17 protein-coding genes are annotated in these 16,467 nt (G+C 40.4%); 14 read left to right on the top strand and 3 right to left on the bottom strand.

Going from position 1 to position 16,467, the window contains the following annotated elements:
- The first annotated feature begins 57 nt into the window (after positions 1-57).
- From EL076_RS07100 to EL076_RS07060, 9 genes are all read left to right on the top strand, one after another.
- Positions 58-729, top strand: a complete 672-nt coding sequence (locus EL076_RS07100) for a GTP pyrophosphokinase (RefSeq protein WP_003094485.1) — start codon at positions 58-60, stop codon at positions 727-729.
- Positions 704-1,540, top strand: a complete 837-nt coding sequence (locus EL076_RS07095) for an NAD kinase (RefSeq protein ID WP_003094740.1) — start codon at positions 704-706, stop codon at positions 1,538-1,540. The genes EL076_RS07100 and EL076_RS07095 overlap by 26 nt, the downstream gene beginning before the upstream one ends.
- Positions 1,537-2,433 carry an RluA family pseudouridine synthase gene (locus EL076_RS07090; RefSeq protein WP_003094194.1) on the top strand — a complete coding sequence of 299 codons (897 nt, stop codon included), beginning with the start codon at positions 1,537-1,539 and terminating at the stop codon, positions 2,431-2,433. Before EL076_RS07095 ends, EL076_RS07090 begins: the two co-directional genes overlap by 4 nt.
- Before the next feature lie 13 nt (positions 2,434-2,446).
- Positions 2,447-3,430 (top strand): phosphate acetyltransferase, encoded by a 984-nt coding sequence (gene pta, locus EL076_RS07085; protein ID WP_003094325.1) that lies wholly within the window; start codon positions 2,447-2,449, stop codon positions 3,428-3,430.
- 227 nt (positions 3,431-3,657) lie between these two features.
- Complete coding sequence (locus EL076_RS07080; RefSeq protein ID WP_003093456.1) at positions 3,658-5,628, top strand: peptide ABC transporter substrate-binding protein; 1,971 nt, start codon at positions 3,658-3,660, stop codon at positions 5,626-5,628.
- Positions 5,629-5,688: 60 nt separating this feature from the next.
- Entirely contained in the window at positions 5,689-7,182 is a 1,494-nt protein-coding gene (locus tag EL076_RS07075) for an ABC transporter permease (protein ID WP_126429855.1), read from the top strand.
- Entirely contained in the window at positions 7,182-8,108 is a 927-nt protein-coding gene (gene oppC / locus EL076_RS07070; protein WP_003094850.1) for an oligopeptide ABC transporter permease OppC, read from the top strand. Before EL076_RS07075 ends, oppC begins: the two co-directional genes overlap by 1 nt.
- Before the next feature lie 9 nt (positions 8,109-8,117).
- Entirely contained in the window at positions 8,118-9,203 is a 1,086-nt protein-coding gene (locus EL076_RS07065; protein ID WP_003093342.1) for an ABC transporter ATP-binding protein, read from the top strand.
- Positions 9,196-10,125, top strand: coding sequence for an ATP-binding cassette domain-containing protein (locus EL076_RS07060; protein ID WP_126429853.1), 930 nt, complete (start codon positions 9,196-9,198; stop codon positions 10,123-10,125). Before EL076_RS07065 ends, EL076_RS07060 begins: the two co-directional genes overlap by 8 nt.
- A gap of 50 nt (positions 10,126-10,175) precedes the next feature.
- Here the strand turns inward: EL076_RS07060 and EL076_RS07055 are convergent, their stop codons facing one another.
- The 3 genes from EL076_RS07055 to EL076_RS07045 are packed head-to-tail and all read right to left on the bottom strand — an operon-like array spanning position 10,176 to position 12,053.
- Positions 10,176-10,961, bottom strand: coding sequence for an ABC transporter permease (locus tag EL076_RS07055; protein WP_126429851.1), 786 nt, complete (start codon positions 10,959-10,961; stop codon positions 10,176-10,178).
- 11 nt (positions 10,962-10,972) lie between these two features.
- Entirely contained in the window at positions 10,973-11,671 is a 699-nt protein-coding gene (locus EL076_RS07050) for an ABC transporter ATP-binding protein (protein WP_003094313.1), read from the bottom strand.
- 4 nt (positions 11,672-11,675) lie between these two features.
- Complete coding sequence (locus tag EL076_RS07045; RefSeq protein ID WP_003094041.1) at positions 11,676-12,053, bottom strand: GntR family transcriptional regulator; 378 nt, start codon at positions 12,051-12,053, stop codon at positions 11,676-11,678.
- Between the two features lie 181 nt (positions 12,054-12,234).
- Here EL076_RS07045 and EL076_RS07040 point away from each other — a divergent pair, with 181 nt between their 5' ends.
- The 5 genes from EL076_RS07040 to rpoZ all read left to right on the top strand — a co-directional run bounded on the left by EL076_RS07040 (position 12,235) and on the right by rpoZ (position 16,341).
- Positions 12,235-13,029 (top strand): HAD-IIB family hydrolase, encoded by a 795-nt coding sequence (locus EL076_RS07040; protein ID WP_126429849.1) that lies wholly within the window; start codon positions 12,235-12,237, stop codon positions 13,027-13,029.
- The gene (locus EL076_RS07035) at positions 13,022-13,840 is read left to right on the top strand and encodes a Cof-type HAD-IIB family hydrolase (protein WP_003094472.1); all 819 of its coding nucleotides are present in this window, start codon (positions 13,022-13,024) and stop codon (positions 13,838-13,840) included. The genes EL076_RS07040 and EL076_RS07035 overlap by 8 nt, the downstream gene beginning before the upstream one ends.
- A 10-nt stretch (positions 13,841-13,850) precedes the next feature.
- Entirely contained in the window at positions 13,851-15,155 is a 1,305-nt protein-coding gene (gene ftsY, locus EL076_RS07030; protein WP_064519010.1) for a signal recognition particle-docking protein FtsY, read from the top strand.
- Between the two features lie 220 nt (positions 15,156-15,375).
- Positions 15,376-16,005, top strand: a complete 630-nt coding sequence (gmk, locus tag EL076_RS07025) for a guanylate kinase (RefSeq protein ID WP_003094729.1) — start codon at positions 15,376-15,378, stop codon at positions 16,003-16,005.
- A 21-nt stretch (positions 16,006-16,026) separates the two neighbouring features.
- The gene (rpoZ, locus tag EL076_RS07020; protein WP_003093276.1) at positions 16,027-16,341 is read left to right on the top strand and encodes a DNA-directed RNA polymerase subunit omega; all 315 of its coding nucleotides are present in this window, start codon (positions 16,027-16,029) and stop codon (positions 16,339-16,341) included.
- Positions 16,342-16,467: the final 126 nt, after the last annotated feature.

The raw sequence follows: 16,467 nt of genomic DNA, 5'->3' as shown, positions 1-16,467 counted from the left end.
AACAGATTGTATTTATTTTATAAAAAACTAAAGCTTTTGACAAGGAGGAGTCCTATCTTGACCATGGATTGGGAAGAATTTCTAGACCCCTACATTCAGGCCGTAGGTGAGCTCAAAATTAAGCTTCGAGGTATTCGTAAACAATTTCGTAAGCAAAATCGTCACTCGCCCATTGAGTTTGTGACGGGACGTGTGAAGTCAGTGGCTTCCATTGAAGAGAAGATTGCCCTACGTGGACTGTCTGTTGAAAATTTAGCAAAGGATATGCAAGATATTGCAGGACTCCGAATAATGGTTCAATTTGTTGATGATGTGGACGAGGTTTTGGGGCTTCTGCGTCGCCGTAGTGATATGACCATAGTCTCAGAGCGTGATTATATTAGGAACCGTAAACACTCGGGTTACCGCTCTTACCATGTTATCGTGTCTTATCCTGTTGATACCATTGATGGTCGCAAGGAAATCCTTGCCGAGATTCAAATTAGGACTTTGGCCATGAACTTTTGGGCCACCATTGAACATTCCCTTAATTATAAGTATCAGGGAAATTTTCCAGAGGAGATTAAACTTCGCTTGGAAACTACGGCACGCATAGCCTATCAACTTGATGAAGAGATGCGTAAGATACGTGATGATATTCGAGATGCTCAGTTGCTCTTTGATCCAATCAACAGAACTTTGAAAGATAGTGTAGGAAATAGTGATGACACAGATGAAGACCTTTTCTGATAAGATGAAGGTAGCTATTATTGCTAATGGCAAACCCCAAAGCAGGCGTGTTGCCTCAAAACTTTTTAATACCTTTCGAGATGATCCTGATTTTTATTTGACTAAGAAAAATCCTGATGTGATTATCTCTATTGGTGGCGATGGCATGTTGCTATCGTCTTTCCACATGTATGAAAAAGAGCTCTCTCGTGTCCGTTTTGTAGGGATTCACACGGGGCATTTAGGTTTTTATACAGATTACTTGGATAGTGAAGTGGATCAATTAATTGAAACCCTGCGTAAGGATAATGGAGATAAGATTTCCTACCCTCTTTTAAATGTCACATTAACCTTGGCTGATGGGCGTTCTTTCACGTCTATTGCCCTCAATGAAGCAGCAATTAAGCGTAACGAGAAGACTATGGCGGCAGATGTTTGTCTTAATGATGTACTGTTTGAGAGCTTCCGTGGAGATGGGTTATCTGTATCGACGCCTACGGGGTCAACCGCCTACAATAAATCTTTGGGTGGTGCGGTACTTCATCCCACTATTGAAGCCTTGCAGCTGACAGAAATTGCTAGTCTTAATAATCGTGTTTACCGTACCTTAGGTAGTCCACTTATCGTGCCAAAACATGAGAAGATTACTATCTATCCTACTCGAATGGGGAGCTACACTCTGTCGGTTGATAATAAGACCTATACCAACCGTAATGTGAAAAAGGTAGAATTTTCGATTGACCAACGTAAGATTTCTTTTGTTGCTAGTGCTAGTCACACAAGTTTTTGGGAACGGGTCCGTGAATCCTTTATTGGAGACATGGAAGAATGAGATATGAATTTACTGTAGGACGTTCATGTCGAGTTAAAACCTTTTTGAAGGAGCACGATATTTCAAAAGGACTTCTAGCCAAAATTAAGTTTGAGGGTGGTCATATCTGGGTCAATGGTGAGGAGCAGTTTGCGACTTATCCTGTCCATGAGGGAGACGTGGTTGCCATAGAAATCCCTGATGAGGTGCCGCATGAAACCTTGAAGCCAATTCCTTTTGACCTGGATATCGTCTATGAGGATGATAACTTCTTGGTGATTAATAAACCCTATGGCTATGCTAGTATTCCAAGTGTTAACCATGATAATACCATGGCTAACTTTGTCAAATATCACTTTGTCAGCAATAATTATCCTAACCAGCGTGTCCATATCGTGACACGTTTGGATAAGGACACATCTGGTCTCATGCTGTTTGCCAAGCATGGTTACGCCCATGCTCGTATGGATAAACAGTTACAACAGAAGTCTATTAAGAAACATTATTATGCCTTGGTTGAAGGTGATACCAAACTTGAGCAGCAGGGTGAAATCATTGCACCAATTGCGCGTGATGTGGATTCCATTATCACACGTCGAGTCCATAAATCGGGAAAATATGCTCACACTAGTTATCGTTTGGTAGGTGATTATGGTAGGGTTAAACTGGTTGATATCAATCTTCATACCGGACGTACGCACCAGATTCGTGTGCACTTTGCCCACTTAGGTTTGCCTCTTTTGGGAGACGACCTTTATGGCGGGTCCCTAGACTACGGTATTAAGCGTCAAGCCTTGCATTGTCATCGCCTTGCATTTATAGATCCTTTCACCAAAAAAGAGATGGTCCATGCATCTTCCTTGACAGATGATTTTGAAACCGTTATCATGAACTTACAAACTAAAAAAGATTGATTGAGGATTTTTTATGCGTAGTCTATTTGGTGAACTTCGTGAAGGTATTTCAGGGAAAGGAGTTAAGATTGTCTTCCCTGAGGGTAACGATGACCGTGTGGTTCGTGCTGCTGCCCGTTTGAAATTTGAAGGATTGGTGGATCCTATTATTTTGGGTGACCCAGTTGAGGTTCACAAAATCTTGAACGATCTTGGCTTTGCAGACTTTAACTATACGATTATTAATCCTGAAACCTATGAAGGTTTTGAGAAAATGAAGGAAAAATTTCTTGAAATTCGTAAGGGAAAAGCAACAGTCGAAGATGCAGAGAAATTGCTTCGTGATGTCAACTATTTCGGTGTTATGCTAGTTAAACTTGGTCTTGCTGATGGGATGGTTTCAGGTGCTATTCACTCAACAGCGGATACGGTACGTCCTGCTCTTCAAATTATCAAAACAAAACCTGGTATTTCTCGTACATCAGGTGTCTTCCTTATGAACCGTGAGGATACCAATCATCGTTTGATGTTTGCCGACTGTGCTATCAATATTGAACCAAATTCTCAAGAATTAGCAGAAATTGCAATTAATACTGCAGAAACAGCTAAAGTTTTTGGTATTGATCCTAAAGTGGCCATGCTTAGCTTCTCAACAAAAGGTTCTGCTAAATCACCAAAAGTTGACAGGGTTGTTCAAGCAACAAATATTGCTAAAGAAATGCGTCCTGACTTGGCTATTGATGGTGAGTTGCAGTTCGATGCAGCATTTGTTCCAGCAACAGCAGCTATTAAGGCTCCAGATAGTGACGTAGCAGGACATGCTAATGTCTTTGTATTCCCTGGTTTGCAGGCCGGAAATATCGGCTATAAGATTGCTCAACGTTTGGGAATGTTTGAGGCTATCGGACCAATCTTACAAGGTCTTAATAAACCAGTAAACGATCTTTCTCGTGGTGCGAGTGCTGAAGATATTTACAACTTAGCTATTATCACAGCTGCTCAAGCTCTTAATAATTAAAAGCAATAATAAAAGAAAGTCTGGCTAAGTGTCTGGGCTTTTTTATGCAATTTTTGTGATTAAAAATAAATCAATGTAAACTAGATAGAACCTTTATTTATAAGGAATCGCAGTTGTTCTCGTGTTTACATATGTTATCGAATTGTACAAAATATTCTGATAAAAGCTGTGATGCTTGATTATTTATGCTATAATAAAGTTGTAAAAAATTTTTTTGGAGAAATTTTATGAAAAAAAGCAAATGGTTGGCTCTCGTGGGGGTAGCACTTCTAAGTGTTGGTGCGTTAGCGGCTTGTTCATCTAAATCAAACACTAGCGGAACTACTTATGGTTATATTTACAGTTCGGATCCAGAAACCTTGGATTATATTACATCAAATACTGGACCTACGACAACTGCTGTAACTAACGCTGTAGATGGTCTTATGGAAGCTGATAAATATGGGAACCTTGTTCCTTCAGTAGCTGAAGACTGGTCTGTCTCTCAAGATGGTCTTACCTATACCTATAAGATCCGTAAGGGTGTTAAATGGTATACTTCAGATGGTGAAGAGTATGCTGATGTGACTGCCAAGGACTTTGTAACTGGTCTTAAGCATGCTGCAGATGCCAAAGCTGGGGCTCTCTATTTGGTACAAGATTCTATTGCTGGATTGTCTGACTATCTCTCTGGTGCCAATAAAGATTTCTCTAATGTGGGTGTCAAGGCAATTGATGACTATACTTTGCAGTACACGCTTAAGAAACCAGAACCATACTGGAACTCTAAGACAACCTATAGTTTGCTTTTCCCAGTAAATGGAGACTTCCTCAAGAATAAAGGAAAAGATTTTGGTAAATCAACAGACCCAACCTCTATCCTTTATAATGGACCTTTCCTTCTCAAATCTTTGACAGCTAAATCTTCAATTGAGTTGACTAAGAATGAAAATTATTGGGACAAGAAAAATGTTCACTTTGATGCTATCAAATTGACGTATGATGATGGTTCGGATCAAGAGGCTCAAGAACGTGGTTTCACTGATGGTGCTTATAATATTGCTCGTGTCTTCCCAACGAGTTCAAACTATGCTTCTGTAGAGAAGAAATATAAAGACAATATTTATTACACAGCAGCAGGTGCGTCTACATCAGCTATTGGTGTTAATATTGACCGTCAAAGTTACAAATACACTGCTAAAAAGACTGACGCTGAAAAGTCTTCAACGAAAAAAGCTCTTTTGAATAAAGACTTCCGTCAATCAATTAACTTTGCTATTGACCGTACGGTATATCAATCACAAGTCAATGGTAAGGATGGATCAGCTAAAGCTATTCGAAATCTCTTTGTTCCTTCTGACTTCGTTAGTGCAGGTAATAAGACCTTCGGAGATCTTGTTACAGAGAAAATGTCTTCATATGGGGATGAATGGTCAGGCGTGAATTTTGCTGATAGTCAAGATGGCCTCTACAATGCAGAAAAAGCTAAGACTGAGTTTGCCAAAGCTAAGGATGCTCTCCAAGCAGATGGTGTTCAATTTCCAATTCATTTGGACCTTCCAGTTGACCAAAGCTCTAAACTTAATGTTACCCAAGCCCAATCTTTGAAACAAACCATTGAAAAATCATTGGGAAATGACAATGTGGTGATCGATATTAACCAATTGTCATCTGATGATATGCAAAATGCAACACTTAATGCAGCCAACGCAGCAGCAGAAGATTGGGATATTTCAAATGGTGTTATTTGGAGTCCAGACTATCAAGACCCATCAACTTATCTTGATATCTTCAAAACAACATCAAGTGAAAACACTAAGACTTTCATGGGTTATGATGATCCAAATAATGCGGCAGCAGCCCAAGTAGGACTCAAAGACTATGATGCCTTGCTTGATTCTGCAGCTTCAGAAACAAGTGACCTCAATGTTCGTTACGACCGTTATGCTCAAGCTCAAGCATGGTTGGAGGACAGCTCGCTTGTGATTCCATTGACTGTTGGTAATGGTGCTGCACCAGTTATCTCACGCTTGGCACCGTTTACCGGTGCTAGCATGCAGGTGGGAGATAAAAACTCATCAGACTACTTCAAATATGTGAAACCACAAGAAAAAGTAGTTACTAAGAAAGAATATGAACAAAGTCGTGAAAAATGGCTTAAAGAAAAGAAAGCATCTAACGAAAAAGCTCAAAAAGATCTTGAGAAACACGTAAAATAAAAGGACGATGGAACTTTCTCATTTGATTGGGAAAGTTCTTTTGGAATTAAAGGAAGAGACATGAAAAAATACATTTTATTGAGAACCCTCCGTTCTCTATTGTCAATATTTGTCGTGACGGCCTTGACCTACACGATTATCTATACCATGGTGCCGAGGCGTTTGATTTTCAGACAGGACCCAAACTACAACAAGATTGCTAAGACAGCTGATTCTAAGGCTAACTATGAAAATACAATCTTTGAACGTATGGGTTACATTGATTACTATGACACCAAGGAGTTGCAGGAGAAAGCTAGCTCCCTTGATAAGTCAGTAACCACTAAGCCAACAAAAGCCAATAAAGCTATCTACCAAAAATATGTGGATAGTTTGGGACATGGCTGGAGTTTGCATCAGTTTAAGCAAAGTAAGCAGTTCTATGCGACACGTGATGTACCAGTGCTTGAACGTGTGTTTGAATTCTACACGCACCTCTTTGAATTTGACAATACTGGATGGGTTAAAGATAAAACGAATCCAAACTTGAAGCGTTACATCCGTATTGAAAATGATCCAGCTATTGGTTGGTCAGTTGTTGGTTCAGGGACTAAGCACAAATATTTGCTTTACTTTAACAGTCAGTTCCCATTTGTTCACCAAAACTTTGTGAAGATGAATCTTGGAACTTCATACCCAACTTATGCTGAGCAAGGTGTTCTTGATGTTATTACTCAAGGCCAAGGGCAAACACAAAGCTCTGAGGTTAACTTCCCTACTGGTAAGAAAATATCTTCAGTAGATATCTATTCTCGTACTTATAAATCACCTAGTCAGGCTGACGCTAGAGATCGTTCTTACTATGGTGATGATCCGTACACATCTACTAAGAGTCGCTATCAATACCCATCAATGGTGACAAGCTCTGCCATTGCAGGTTTGATTGGTTTGGTCTTGTCTTATGCCTTAGCGATTCCATTGGGATCTTACATGGCACGCTTTAAAAATACACTCTTTGATAGTGTGTCAACAGGTGTCTTGACTTTCTTGCTTTCACTACCAACCATCGCCTTGGTTTATATCATTCGTTTGATTGGTTCTGAGATTGGTCTTCCAGATTCCTTCCCTATCTTGGGTGCAGGTGACTGGCGTTCATACGTCTTGCCATCTGTTATTCTCGGTCTCTTGTCAACACCAGGTCTTGCTATTTGGATTCGTCGTTACATGATTGACTTGCAATCACAAGACTTCGTTCGTTTTGCACGTGCCAAAGGGTTGTCAGAACAAGAAATTTCGAACAGGCACATTTTCAAGAATTCTATGGTTTCCTTGGTTTCAGGAATTCCAGCATCTATTGTTGGGGTTATTACAGGGGCTACCTTGACAGAAACAATCTTCGCCTACCCTGGTATGGGTAAAATGTTGATCGATTCTGTTCGTGCTTCTAATAATGCTATGGTTGTTGGTCTGGTATTTATTTTCACAGCCCTCACCATCTTCTCATTGCTTGTGGGTGATATCCTTATGACTATGATTGACCCACGTATCAAATTGACATCTAAAGGAGGTAAATAATGGCTTCAATTGATAAAAGTAAGTTCCAATTTGTAAAGCGCGATGATTTTGCCTCTGAAACAATTGATGCACCGGCTTACTCATACTGGAAATCAGTGATGCGTCAATTTTTTAAAAAGAAATCAACAGTTGTCATGTTAGGTATCTTGATTGCCATTGTTTTGATGAGTTTCATCTACCCAATGTTTTCTAAATTTGACTTCAATGATGTCTCAAAAGTAAATGATTTCAGTTTGCGTTATGTACATCCAAACGCTCAATACTGGTTCGGTACTGACAGTAATGGTAAGTCTCTATTTGACAGTGTTTGGTTCGGAGCTCGTAATTCTATCCTTATTGCTGTTATCGCTACCTTCCTTAATGTTATAATTGGTTTGATTGTTGGTGCTGTTTGGGGGATTTCTAAGACCTTCGATATGATTATGATGGAAATCTACAACATCATCTCAAATATTCCTGACCTCCTTGTGGTTATCGTCTTGACTTACTCATTGGGTTCTGGTTTCTGGAATATGATCTTTGCCATGACTGTTACAGGATGGATTGGTATTGCCTATACTATCCGTATTCAAATCATGCGTTACCGTGATTTGGAGTATAACTTGGCTTCTCGTACTTTGGGAACACCAACTGCTAAGATTGTGGTTAAAAATATCATGCCACAACTTGTGTCAGTTATCGTAACCATGGCTAGTCAACTTTTGCCAGGATTTATCTCTTATGAGGCCTTTCTTTCATACTTTGGTTTGGGACTTCCCGTTACTACGCCTAGTCTTGGTCGTTTGATTTCAGACTATGCACAGAACGTTACAGTCAATGCTTATCTCTTCTGGATTCCATTGACTACCTTGATCCTCGTTTCCCTTGCCCTCTTTATTGTCGGTCAAAACTTGGCGGATGCCAGCGACCCACGTACGCATAGATAGGAGTCCAATATGACAGAAAATAAAAATGTAATATTATCGGCTCGCGATATCGTCGTGGAGTTTGACGTTCGTGACCGTGTTTTGACAGCTATTCGAGGAGTGTCCCTTGATTTGGTTGAAGGTGAAGTTTTAGCCTTGGTTGGTGAGTCTGGTTCAGGTAAATCAGTATTGACTAAGACTTTCACAGGGATGCTTGAAGAAAATGGTCGTGTAGCTAGCGGTTCTATTGATTATCGTGGCCAAGATTTGACCAAGCTTAAGAGTCACCAAGATTGGGCACCTATTCGTGGAGCTAAGATTGCGACTATTTTCCAAGATCCTATGACCAGTCTTGACCCAATTAAGACTATTGGTAGCCAAATTGTTGAAGTCATTGTCAAACACCAAGGAAAATCAGTCAAAGAAGCTAAAAAAATGGCTATTGATTACATGGATAAGGTTGGTATTCCTGATGCTGAAAAACGTTTCAACGAATATCCTTTTCAATACTCTGGTGGGATGCGTCAACGTATCGTCATCGCCATTGCCTTGGCTTGTCGTCCTGATGTCCTTATCTGTGACGAGCCAACAACTGCCCTTGATGTGACCATTCAAGCTCAAATCATTGACCTCTTGAAATCTCTCAAAGAGGAGTACGGTTTCTCAGTGATTTTCATTACCCATGACCTTGGTGTGGTAGCAAGTATCGCTGACAAGGTTGCTGTTATGTATGCTGGTGAAATCATTGAGTACGCAACTGTTGAGGAAATTTTCTATGAGCCTTGTCACCCATACACGTGGAGCTTGCTTTCAAGCTTACCACAGTTGGCTGACGATAAGGGTGAGCTTTTCTCAATTCCAGGGACACCACCATCACTTTATACACCGGTTGTTGGAGATGCCTTTGCCTTGCGTTCAGACTATGCTATGCAAATTGACTTTGAGGAAAAAGCACCACAATTCCAAGTTTCAGATACTCACTGGGCTAAGACCTGGCTCTTACATGAGGATGCACCAAAGGTTGAAAAACCTGCGGTTATCCAAAATCTACATGAAAAAATCCGTGCTAATATGGGATTTGCACATTTAGGAGATGAGGAGGAAGGCAATGTCTGAGAAGTTAGTTGAAGTAAAAGATGTGGAGATTTCCTTCGGTGAGGGAAGCAAGAAATTCGTTGCGGTCCACAATGCTAATTTTTTCATCAACAAGGGTGAAACCTTTTCCCTCGTTGGTGAGTCTGGTAGTGGTAAAACTACTATCGGACGTGCCATTATTGGTCTGAATGATACAAGTAATGGTGAGATTATTTTTGACGGTAAGAAAATCAATAGACACTTATCGCACTCTGAGAAAAACGACCTTATTCGTCGTATTCAGATGATTTTCCAAGACCCTGCGGCTAGTTTGAATGAACGTGCAACAGTTGATTATATCTTGTCTGAGGGCTTGCATAACTTCCATCTCTATAAGGATGAGGAAGATCGTAAAGCTAAAATCAAGGAAATCATCAAAGAAGTGGGACTTCTTGAGGAACACTTGACACGTTACCCTCACGAATTTTCTGGGGGACAACGTCAACGTATCGGTATTGCGCGTTCCTTGGTCATGCAACCTGACTTGGTCATCGCTGACGAACCAATCTCAGCCCTTGACGTGTCAGTCCGTGCCCAAGTTTTGAACTTGCTTAAGAAATTCCAAAAAGAGTTGGGATTGACCTACCTCTTTATCGCTCACGACTTGTCAGTGGTCCGTTTCATTTCTGACCGTATCGCTGTTATCTATAAGGGGACAATCGTGGAAGTTGCTGAGACAGAAGAACTCTATAACAATCCTATTCACCCTTACACCAAGTCACTCTTGTCTGCTGTTCCTATTCCAGATCCAATCTTGGAACGTAAGAAAGTCTTGAAGGTTTATGATCCAAACCAACACGACTATTCGGTTGATAAACCAGAAATGGTGGAAGTACGTCCAGGTCACTTCGTTTGGGGTAACAAGAAAGAAATTGAGACTTATCGTAAAGAACAAAGTAAGTAAGTCTTTTCAATGCAAAAAAAATCGTGTTCCACAAGGAACACGGTTTTTCTTTAGTCTAAATTTAAGCGCTTTGTCATGATATAGTAGGTACCAAAGTAACTTGCTGCGATGAGAATGAGAGATTGAACTAGACTAAAGACATATGACGAGTTATTAATTATAGTATTTGTTGCATTTCCGGTCAAGGATGCACCGATTCCAAAGAAGAAACCAATAAAGAATAGGATAGCCTGAATGGCAAAATAGGCGACAAATCCCATAAGAACTTTGTTATTATTGAAGAGGTTTCCGATACTGATACAGAGGTAATAGAATAGGATACTGCCAATTGTTCCTAAAATTGTAGTAGGGATGAAGAGATAGAGAGCTCCCATTTCTTTTAAGATTTGACCGAAGTAGCTGGTAGTCAGTAGGATATCTTTCATATCAAGGTTGAAAGTGGCTATAATGCCAATTGAAGCGAGTACAACGAGAGATGAAATCGTATCTAAAATAAAAGCTGCCAAAAGTTTAGACAAGATTAATTGGTGCGCTGAAACAGGAAGCGTGTTGCTTAGGTAGCCTTCTCGTCCAAAGACGCTAGTCGCAAAGCGTTTGATAATGAGAACAATGGTTGCGATATAGATGGTTCCCCAAACAACAATGGTAGCAATCACAATCAGTGTAAAGAAAGCCATAAACAGTAAGCTTGGTTCCTTGTGGCTGTGTTCAAAGGTGACCGTTAATTTTCGAAGCATTAAACCCAAGGGGATAGAGAGTAGGATAGCAATACCATAGATGCCGAGATACCATTTACGGACCGATTGTAATTCATATTTAACTAATTTCCAAAACATGCTCATACCTCCTAATTGTGGAACATCTCTCTAAAGAGTTTGTCGATAGATTTGCCATGGGCTTGACGGATATTATCAGCATCACCCTGAAGTTCAATCTGACCATATTTTAGGAAGACAACTTCATCTAGGATGGATTCAATATCTGCAATCAAATGGGTTGAAATAATAACAGAAGCATCTTCAGAGTACTGGTTGATGATAGTTTTAAGGATATAGTCACGTGATGCGGGATCGACCCCACCGATAGGTTCATCAAGGAGATAGAGTTTAGCCTCACGACTCATAACCAAAATCAACTGAACTTTTTCTTTGTTACCTTTTGAAAGGTCTTTGAGGTGCAAATCAGGCTGTAGTTTTAGATCCTGCAAGAGTTGCAAGGCAAGAGGATAGCGGAAGTCAGCATAGAAATCTTGGAATAAGTCCAAGTAGTATTGGATAGTCTTACTTTCATCCAAATAAGTTGTATCGGGTAGATATGCCACTTGAGCTTTAGTGATAGGTGATGGCTGAAATCCATTAATAGTTACTAAACCAGAAGTTGGTTGGAGGAGGCCATTCAAAATCTTGATGAGAGTTGTTTTACCACTACCGTTTGGTCCTAAGAGACCAATGATTTTACCAGAAGGAATGGACATGGTCACATCTCTAAGGGCTGGAATACCATTATAGGTCTTGGTGAGATTTGTTAGAGTTACAATATCAGTCATCGGTCTATAAGTCCTTTCCTGTTTGTTCAATGTAGTTAGTAATGATAGCTTTGATTTCAGGTGAGCTAAAACCAATGGCTGCCATCTCAGTGACAAAGTTTTTCATGAGACTTTGGGCAATCTCGTGCCGTTTTTGATCAATAAGTTTTTCATCTTCGGTAACAAAGCGGCCAGAGGTACGGGCAGAATAGACCAGCCCCTCTTTTTCAAGTTCTTGGAAGGCTCTTTGTACGGTGTTGGGATTGACCCCGGCTTCCTGAGCAAATTCCCTTACAGGTAGGAGTTGTTGTCCCATGCTCAATTCCTTGGAAGCTATCTTCAGTTTTACACGATAGGCGATTTGGAGATAGATTGGTGATTTTTCATCAAATGTCCAAGCCATAAAAGACTCCTTTCTAAAAGTATAATAGTATTATTTTTGTACTACAGTAATGATACAACTAAAACGATAAATTTGCAAGTAAAATGCTATATTTTCTCTAATTTCTTTGGCTTTTCCCAAACTTATATTCCTATTTTTGGTACAATAGGGGCAAGTATATTCGACCTGAAGGGAGATTATTTTGAAAATTTTAGCAACAGATATGGATGGTACTTTTCTAGACCATCTTGGTACCTATGATAAGACACGTTTGGATAACCTTTTGGCTGCTTGTGAAGCTAAAGATTACGTTTTTACTGTAGCTTCTGGCCGAGCTCTCTTGGCTTTGGAAGAGCTTTTTGATGGATTTGTGGACCGCATTGCTATTATTGCAGAAAATGGGGCCTTGGTTCAGTATAAGGGTGAAGTCCTGTTTGAGTCCAAGCTAGAACCTAAGGATTATTTGCAAATTGCAGACACGACTTTAGCCTTGCCAACTTGCGAGGGGATTCTCTTGTCAGGCCGTCGAGGTGCCTATGCACCAAACGATGCAGATCCAGCCTATCTTAAGGCCATGGAACGTTACTATGAAAATGTTATGGCGACGGACCTTGAAGCGGTTACAGATGACATTTTCAAGGTAACTGCTAAGTTTCAAGGGGATACTGTTATGGAACGTGGTGACTACCTCAACACAATCTTTGAGGATATGACAGCAGTGACAACTGGCTTTGATTCTATGGATATTATCCTTAAAGGTATAGACAAGGGATTTGGGCTTTACCATCTTTGTCAAGAGTTGGGGCGTAAGGCTTCAGATGTCGTTGCTTTTGGCGATAATCTCAATGATATGGAGATGCTGACCTTTGCAGGGTGTGCGGTTGCTACGGAAAATGCGCGCAATGAGATTAAGGCAGTAGCTGATGAAGTGATTGGTCACCATAAAGACGGGGCAGTCTTTGACTACATGGAAGGATTGGTGGGATCAGATGTCTGAGATTAAATTACTAGCCTTGGACCTAGATGGGACCCTCTTTACCAAGGATAAGCAAGTAACAGCTGAAAATAGAGCTGCTCTGAAGTCGGCAGAAGCTGAGGGAGTTCATGTGGTCATTACGACTGGTCGTCCTCTGCCAGCTATTACTCATATCTTGGAAGATTTGGGCTTGTTGGATGATAAGCACTATAGTGTGACCTTCAATGGTGGCTTGGTTCAGCGTAATAATGGGGATATCCTCATAAAGAAAGAGATGAGTCGAGAAGATTTAAAGCAGATTTATGCTGTATTTGAACCTCTAGGGCTCCCTATGGATGTTATCAGTGATGGCATTGTCTATGGTGTTCCGAGTAAAGGCAATCATTCTCTCTATCGTCAGGCTAATCCTACCTTGACCTTCGTTGATGTGGAGAGTATTGATGACATTCCTGAAAATATCGTCTATAATAAGGTAGTTACGGTCTGTGAGGAAGCATTTTTGGATGCCCAAATTGAAAAACTACCTAAACAGCTATATCAGAATTTTGAAGTTTTTAAGTCTCGTGAGATTATCCTTGAGGTCATGCCGAAAGGAGTTCATAAAGCTGTAGGCTTGAAACTTTTGTCTGATTATCTTACCATTGATAAAAGTCAGGTTATGGCTATGGGAGACGAGGAAAATGACTTGACCATGTTGGAGTGGGCTGGTCTTGGTGTGGCTATGGCAAATGCTGTTCCTAAGGCTAAGGCTGTTGCTAAGGCTGTAACGACAAAAACTAATGAGGAATCTGGAGTGGCTGAGGCCATCCACAAATATATTCTAGAGAAATAAGGAGAACCAAATGGGTCTATTTGATCGATTATTTGGACAAGAGGAAAACCAGTCACAAGAAACTGTAGCAAATCAGGAATTTTCAGAAACTGAGGCTCTTGATAATCAAGACTTGTCAACAAGTGAAAGTCAAGCAGAACAGCTCAGTGAGTCAGAGACTCAAGTAGAAGAGATTTCGTCTACAGAATCTGTTGAAGAAAGCGAATCTACAGTGACAGAAGAAAGCCAAGTAACTGTGGATAACCACTTTGCGGATGTCATGGCTGATTACTATGCTAAAAAGGCTCAGGTAGCTGCTGCTGCAGAAAAAGGTGAAACAGTTACTTTTGAGGCTGTTCAAACCCGTAAAGTTGAGGAAAAAACTGAAGAAGTTCAGGCTTCAAAAACTGAAACAGAACAAGAAAAATATAATCGTACCCTTAAGAAGACGCGTACAGGTTTTGCTGCCCGCCTGAATGAATTCTTTGCGAATTTCCGTCGTGTTGATGAAGAGTTTTTCGAAGAATTGGAAGAAATGCTGATTCTTTCCGATGTAGGTGTTAATGTTGCAACGCAATTGACAGAAGACTTACGCTATGAAGCTCGACTTGAGAATGTCAAAAAGACTGAGGATTTGCAACGCTTGATTATTGAAAAACTTGTGGATATCTACGAGAAGGACGATGTTTATAAGGAGCATATTAATTTCCAAGATGGTTTGACAGTTATGCTTTTTGTTGGTGTTAATGGGGTTGGTAAAACGACTTCTATTGGTAAGTTGGCACATAAATACAAACAAGAAGGCAAAAAAGTTATGCTGGTTGCTGCCGATACCTTCCGTGCGGGAGCTGTTGCCCAATTGGTCGAGTGGGGACGTCGTGTTGATGTGCCAGTAGTGACTGGTGCTGAAAAGGCTGACCCTGCTTCAGTGGTTTTTGATGGTATGGAGAAGGCCCTTGCTGAAGATGTTGATGTTCTTATGATTGATACTGCGGGTCGTTTACAAAACAAAGACAACCTTATGGCAGAGCTTGAAAAAATCGGCCGTATTATCAAGCGTGTGGTGCCAGAAGCACCTCATGAAACCCTCTTGGCTTTGGATGCCTCAACAGGTCAAAATGCCCTTAGTCAGGCCAAGGAATTTTCAAAAATTACACCTCTTACAGGTCTTGTCTTGACTAAGTTGGATGGTAGTGCCAAGGGTGGTGTGGTTCTAGCCATTCGCCAAGAGTTGGATATTCCAGTTAAGTTAATTGGTTTTGGTGAGAAAATTGACGACATTGGGGAGTTTCATTCAGAAGAATTCATGCAAGGTCTCTTGACTGGATTGGTTTAAAAAGAGTGAGTACTGGGAAAAGAGATTCACTCTTTTTAATGGTGTCCTCACCTTGAAAAAAGTCGCTTTTATTGATAAAATAGTAAGAAATACGACTGCTTTGAAAAGTGAGCTGTAACTTAATCACTGAACAACCCCTAAGCCATAAAAAGAGATGATTTACTTCTCTTTTTTAAGGTGAGTCATAAGAAGAATTTTAATCTTAGTTTAAGGAGAAGACATGTCTGAACGTGGACTTTTAATTGTTTTTTCAGGGCCTTCTGGTGTCGGAAAAGGAACTGTTCGTCAGGAGATTTTTTCAACACCTGACCACAAATTTGAATACTCGGTATCGATGACCACACGTGCTCAACGTCCTGGTGAAGTTGATGGAAAGGATTATTTCTTCCGTTCGCGTGAGGAATTCGAAGAGCTTATTCGTAATGGTCAAATGTTGGAATATGCTGAGTATGTGGGCAACTACTACGGAACACCCTTGACCTATGTCAATGAAACCTTGGATAAAGGGATTGATGTTTTCCTTGAAATCGAGGTTCAAGGGGCCCTACAGGTTAAGAAAAAGGTTCCAGATGCTGTCTTTATCTTTTTGACACCACCAGATTTGAACGAACTTGAAGAACGTTTAGTTGGCCGTGGAACGGATTCTGAAGAAGTTATTGCCCAACGTATTGAACGTGCGCGTGAAGAGATTGCTCTCATGAGCGAATACGATTATGCCATTGTCAATGATGAGGTGCCTTTGGCTGCCGAGCGTGTGAAGCGTGTTATTGAAGCGGAACACTTCCGAGTTGACCGTGTGATTGGTCATTATCGTAATATGATTTCAGACAAGAAATTATCAGATAAATAAATTAGAAATAGGTATAGAATTATGATGTTGAAACCCTCTATTGATAAACTTTTGGATAAAGTGCCTTCAAAATATTCATTAGTTATTTTGCAAGCAAAACGTGCCCATGAATTGGCAGCTGGTGCTGAACCTACTCAAGAATTTTCGGCTGTAAAATCTACGCTTCAAGCCCTTGAAGAAATTGAATCTGGTAATGTCACTATCCACCCAGATCCAGAAGCTAAACGTGAATTGGCACGTTTGAAAGTTATCCAAGCGCGTCTTGCTGCTGAGGAAGAAGAACGTAAAATCAAAGAACAAATCGCTAAAGAAAAAGAAGAAGGCGATAAAATTTAAAATCAAAGTCTTGCTTTGGTTTACAAGGATAGGAGGAGCTGAGGCATAGTGTCTCAGCTTCCTTCTTTATGATGAATATCACTAGCTCAGGATTTCTGGAGCTTAGGAAATCGCTGGTCCAAAGGT

This window comes from Streptococcus vestibularis, from assembly GCF_900636445.1.
Lineage (GTDB): Bacteria > Bacillota > Bacilli > Lactobacillales > Streptococcaceae > Streptococcus > Streptococcus vestibularis.
The sequence above is the reverse complement of the archived record's forward strand: the minus strand, read 5'-3'. Positions and strand labels throughout refer to the sequence as shown.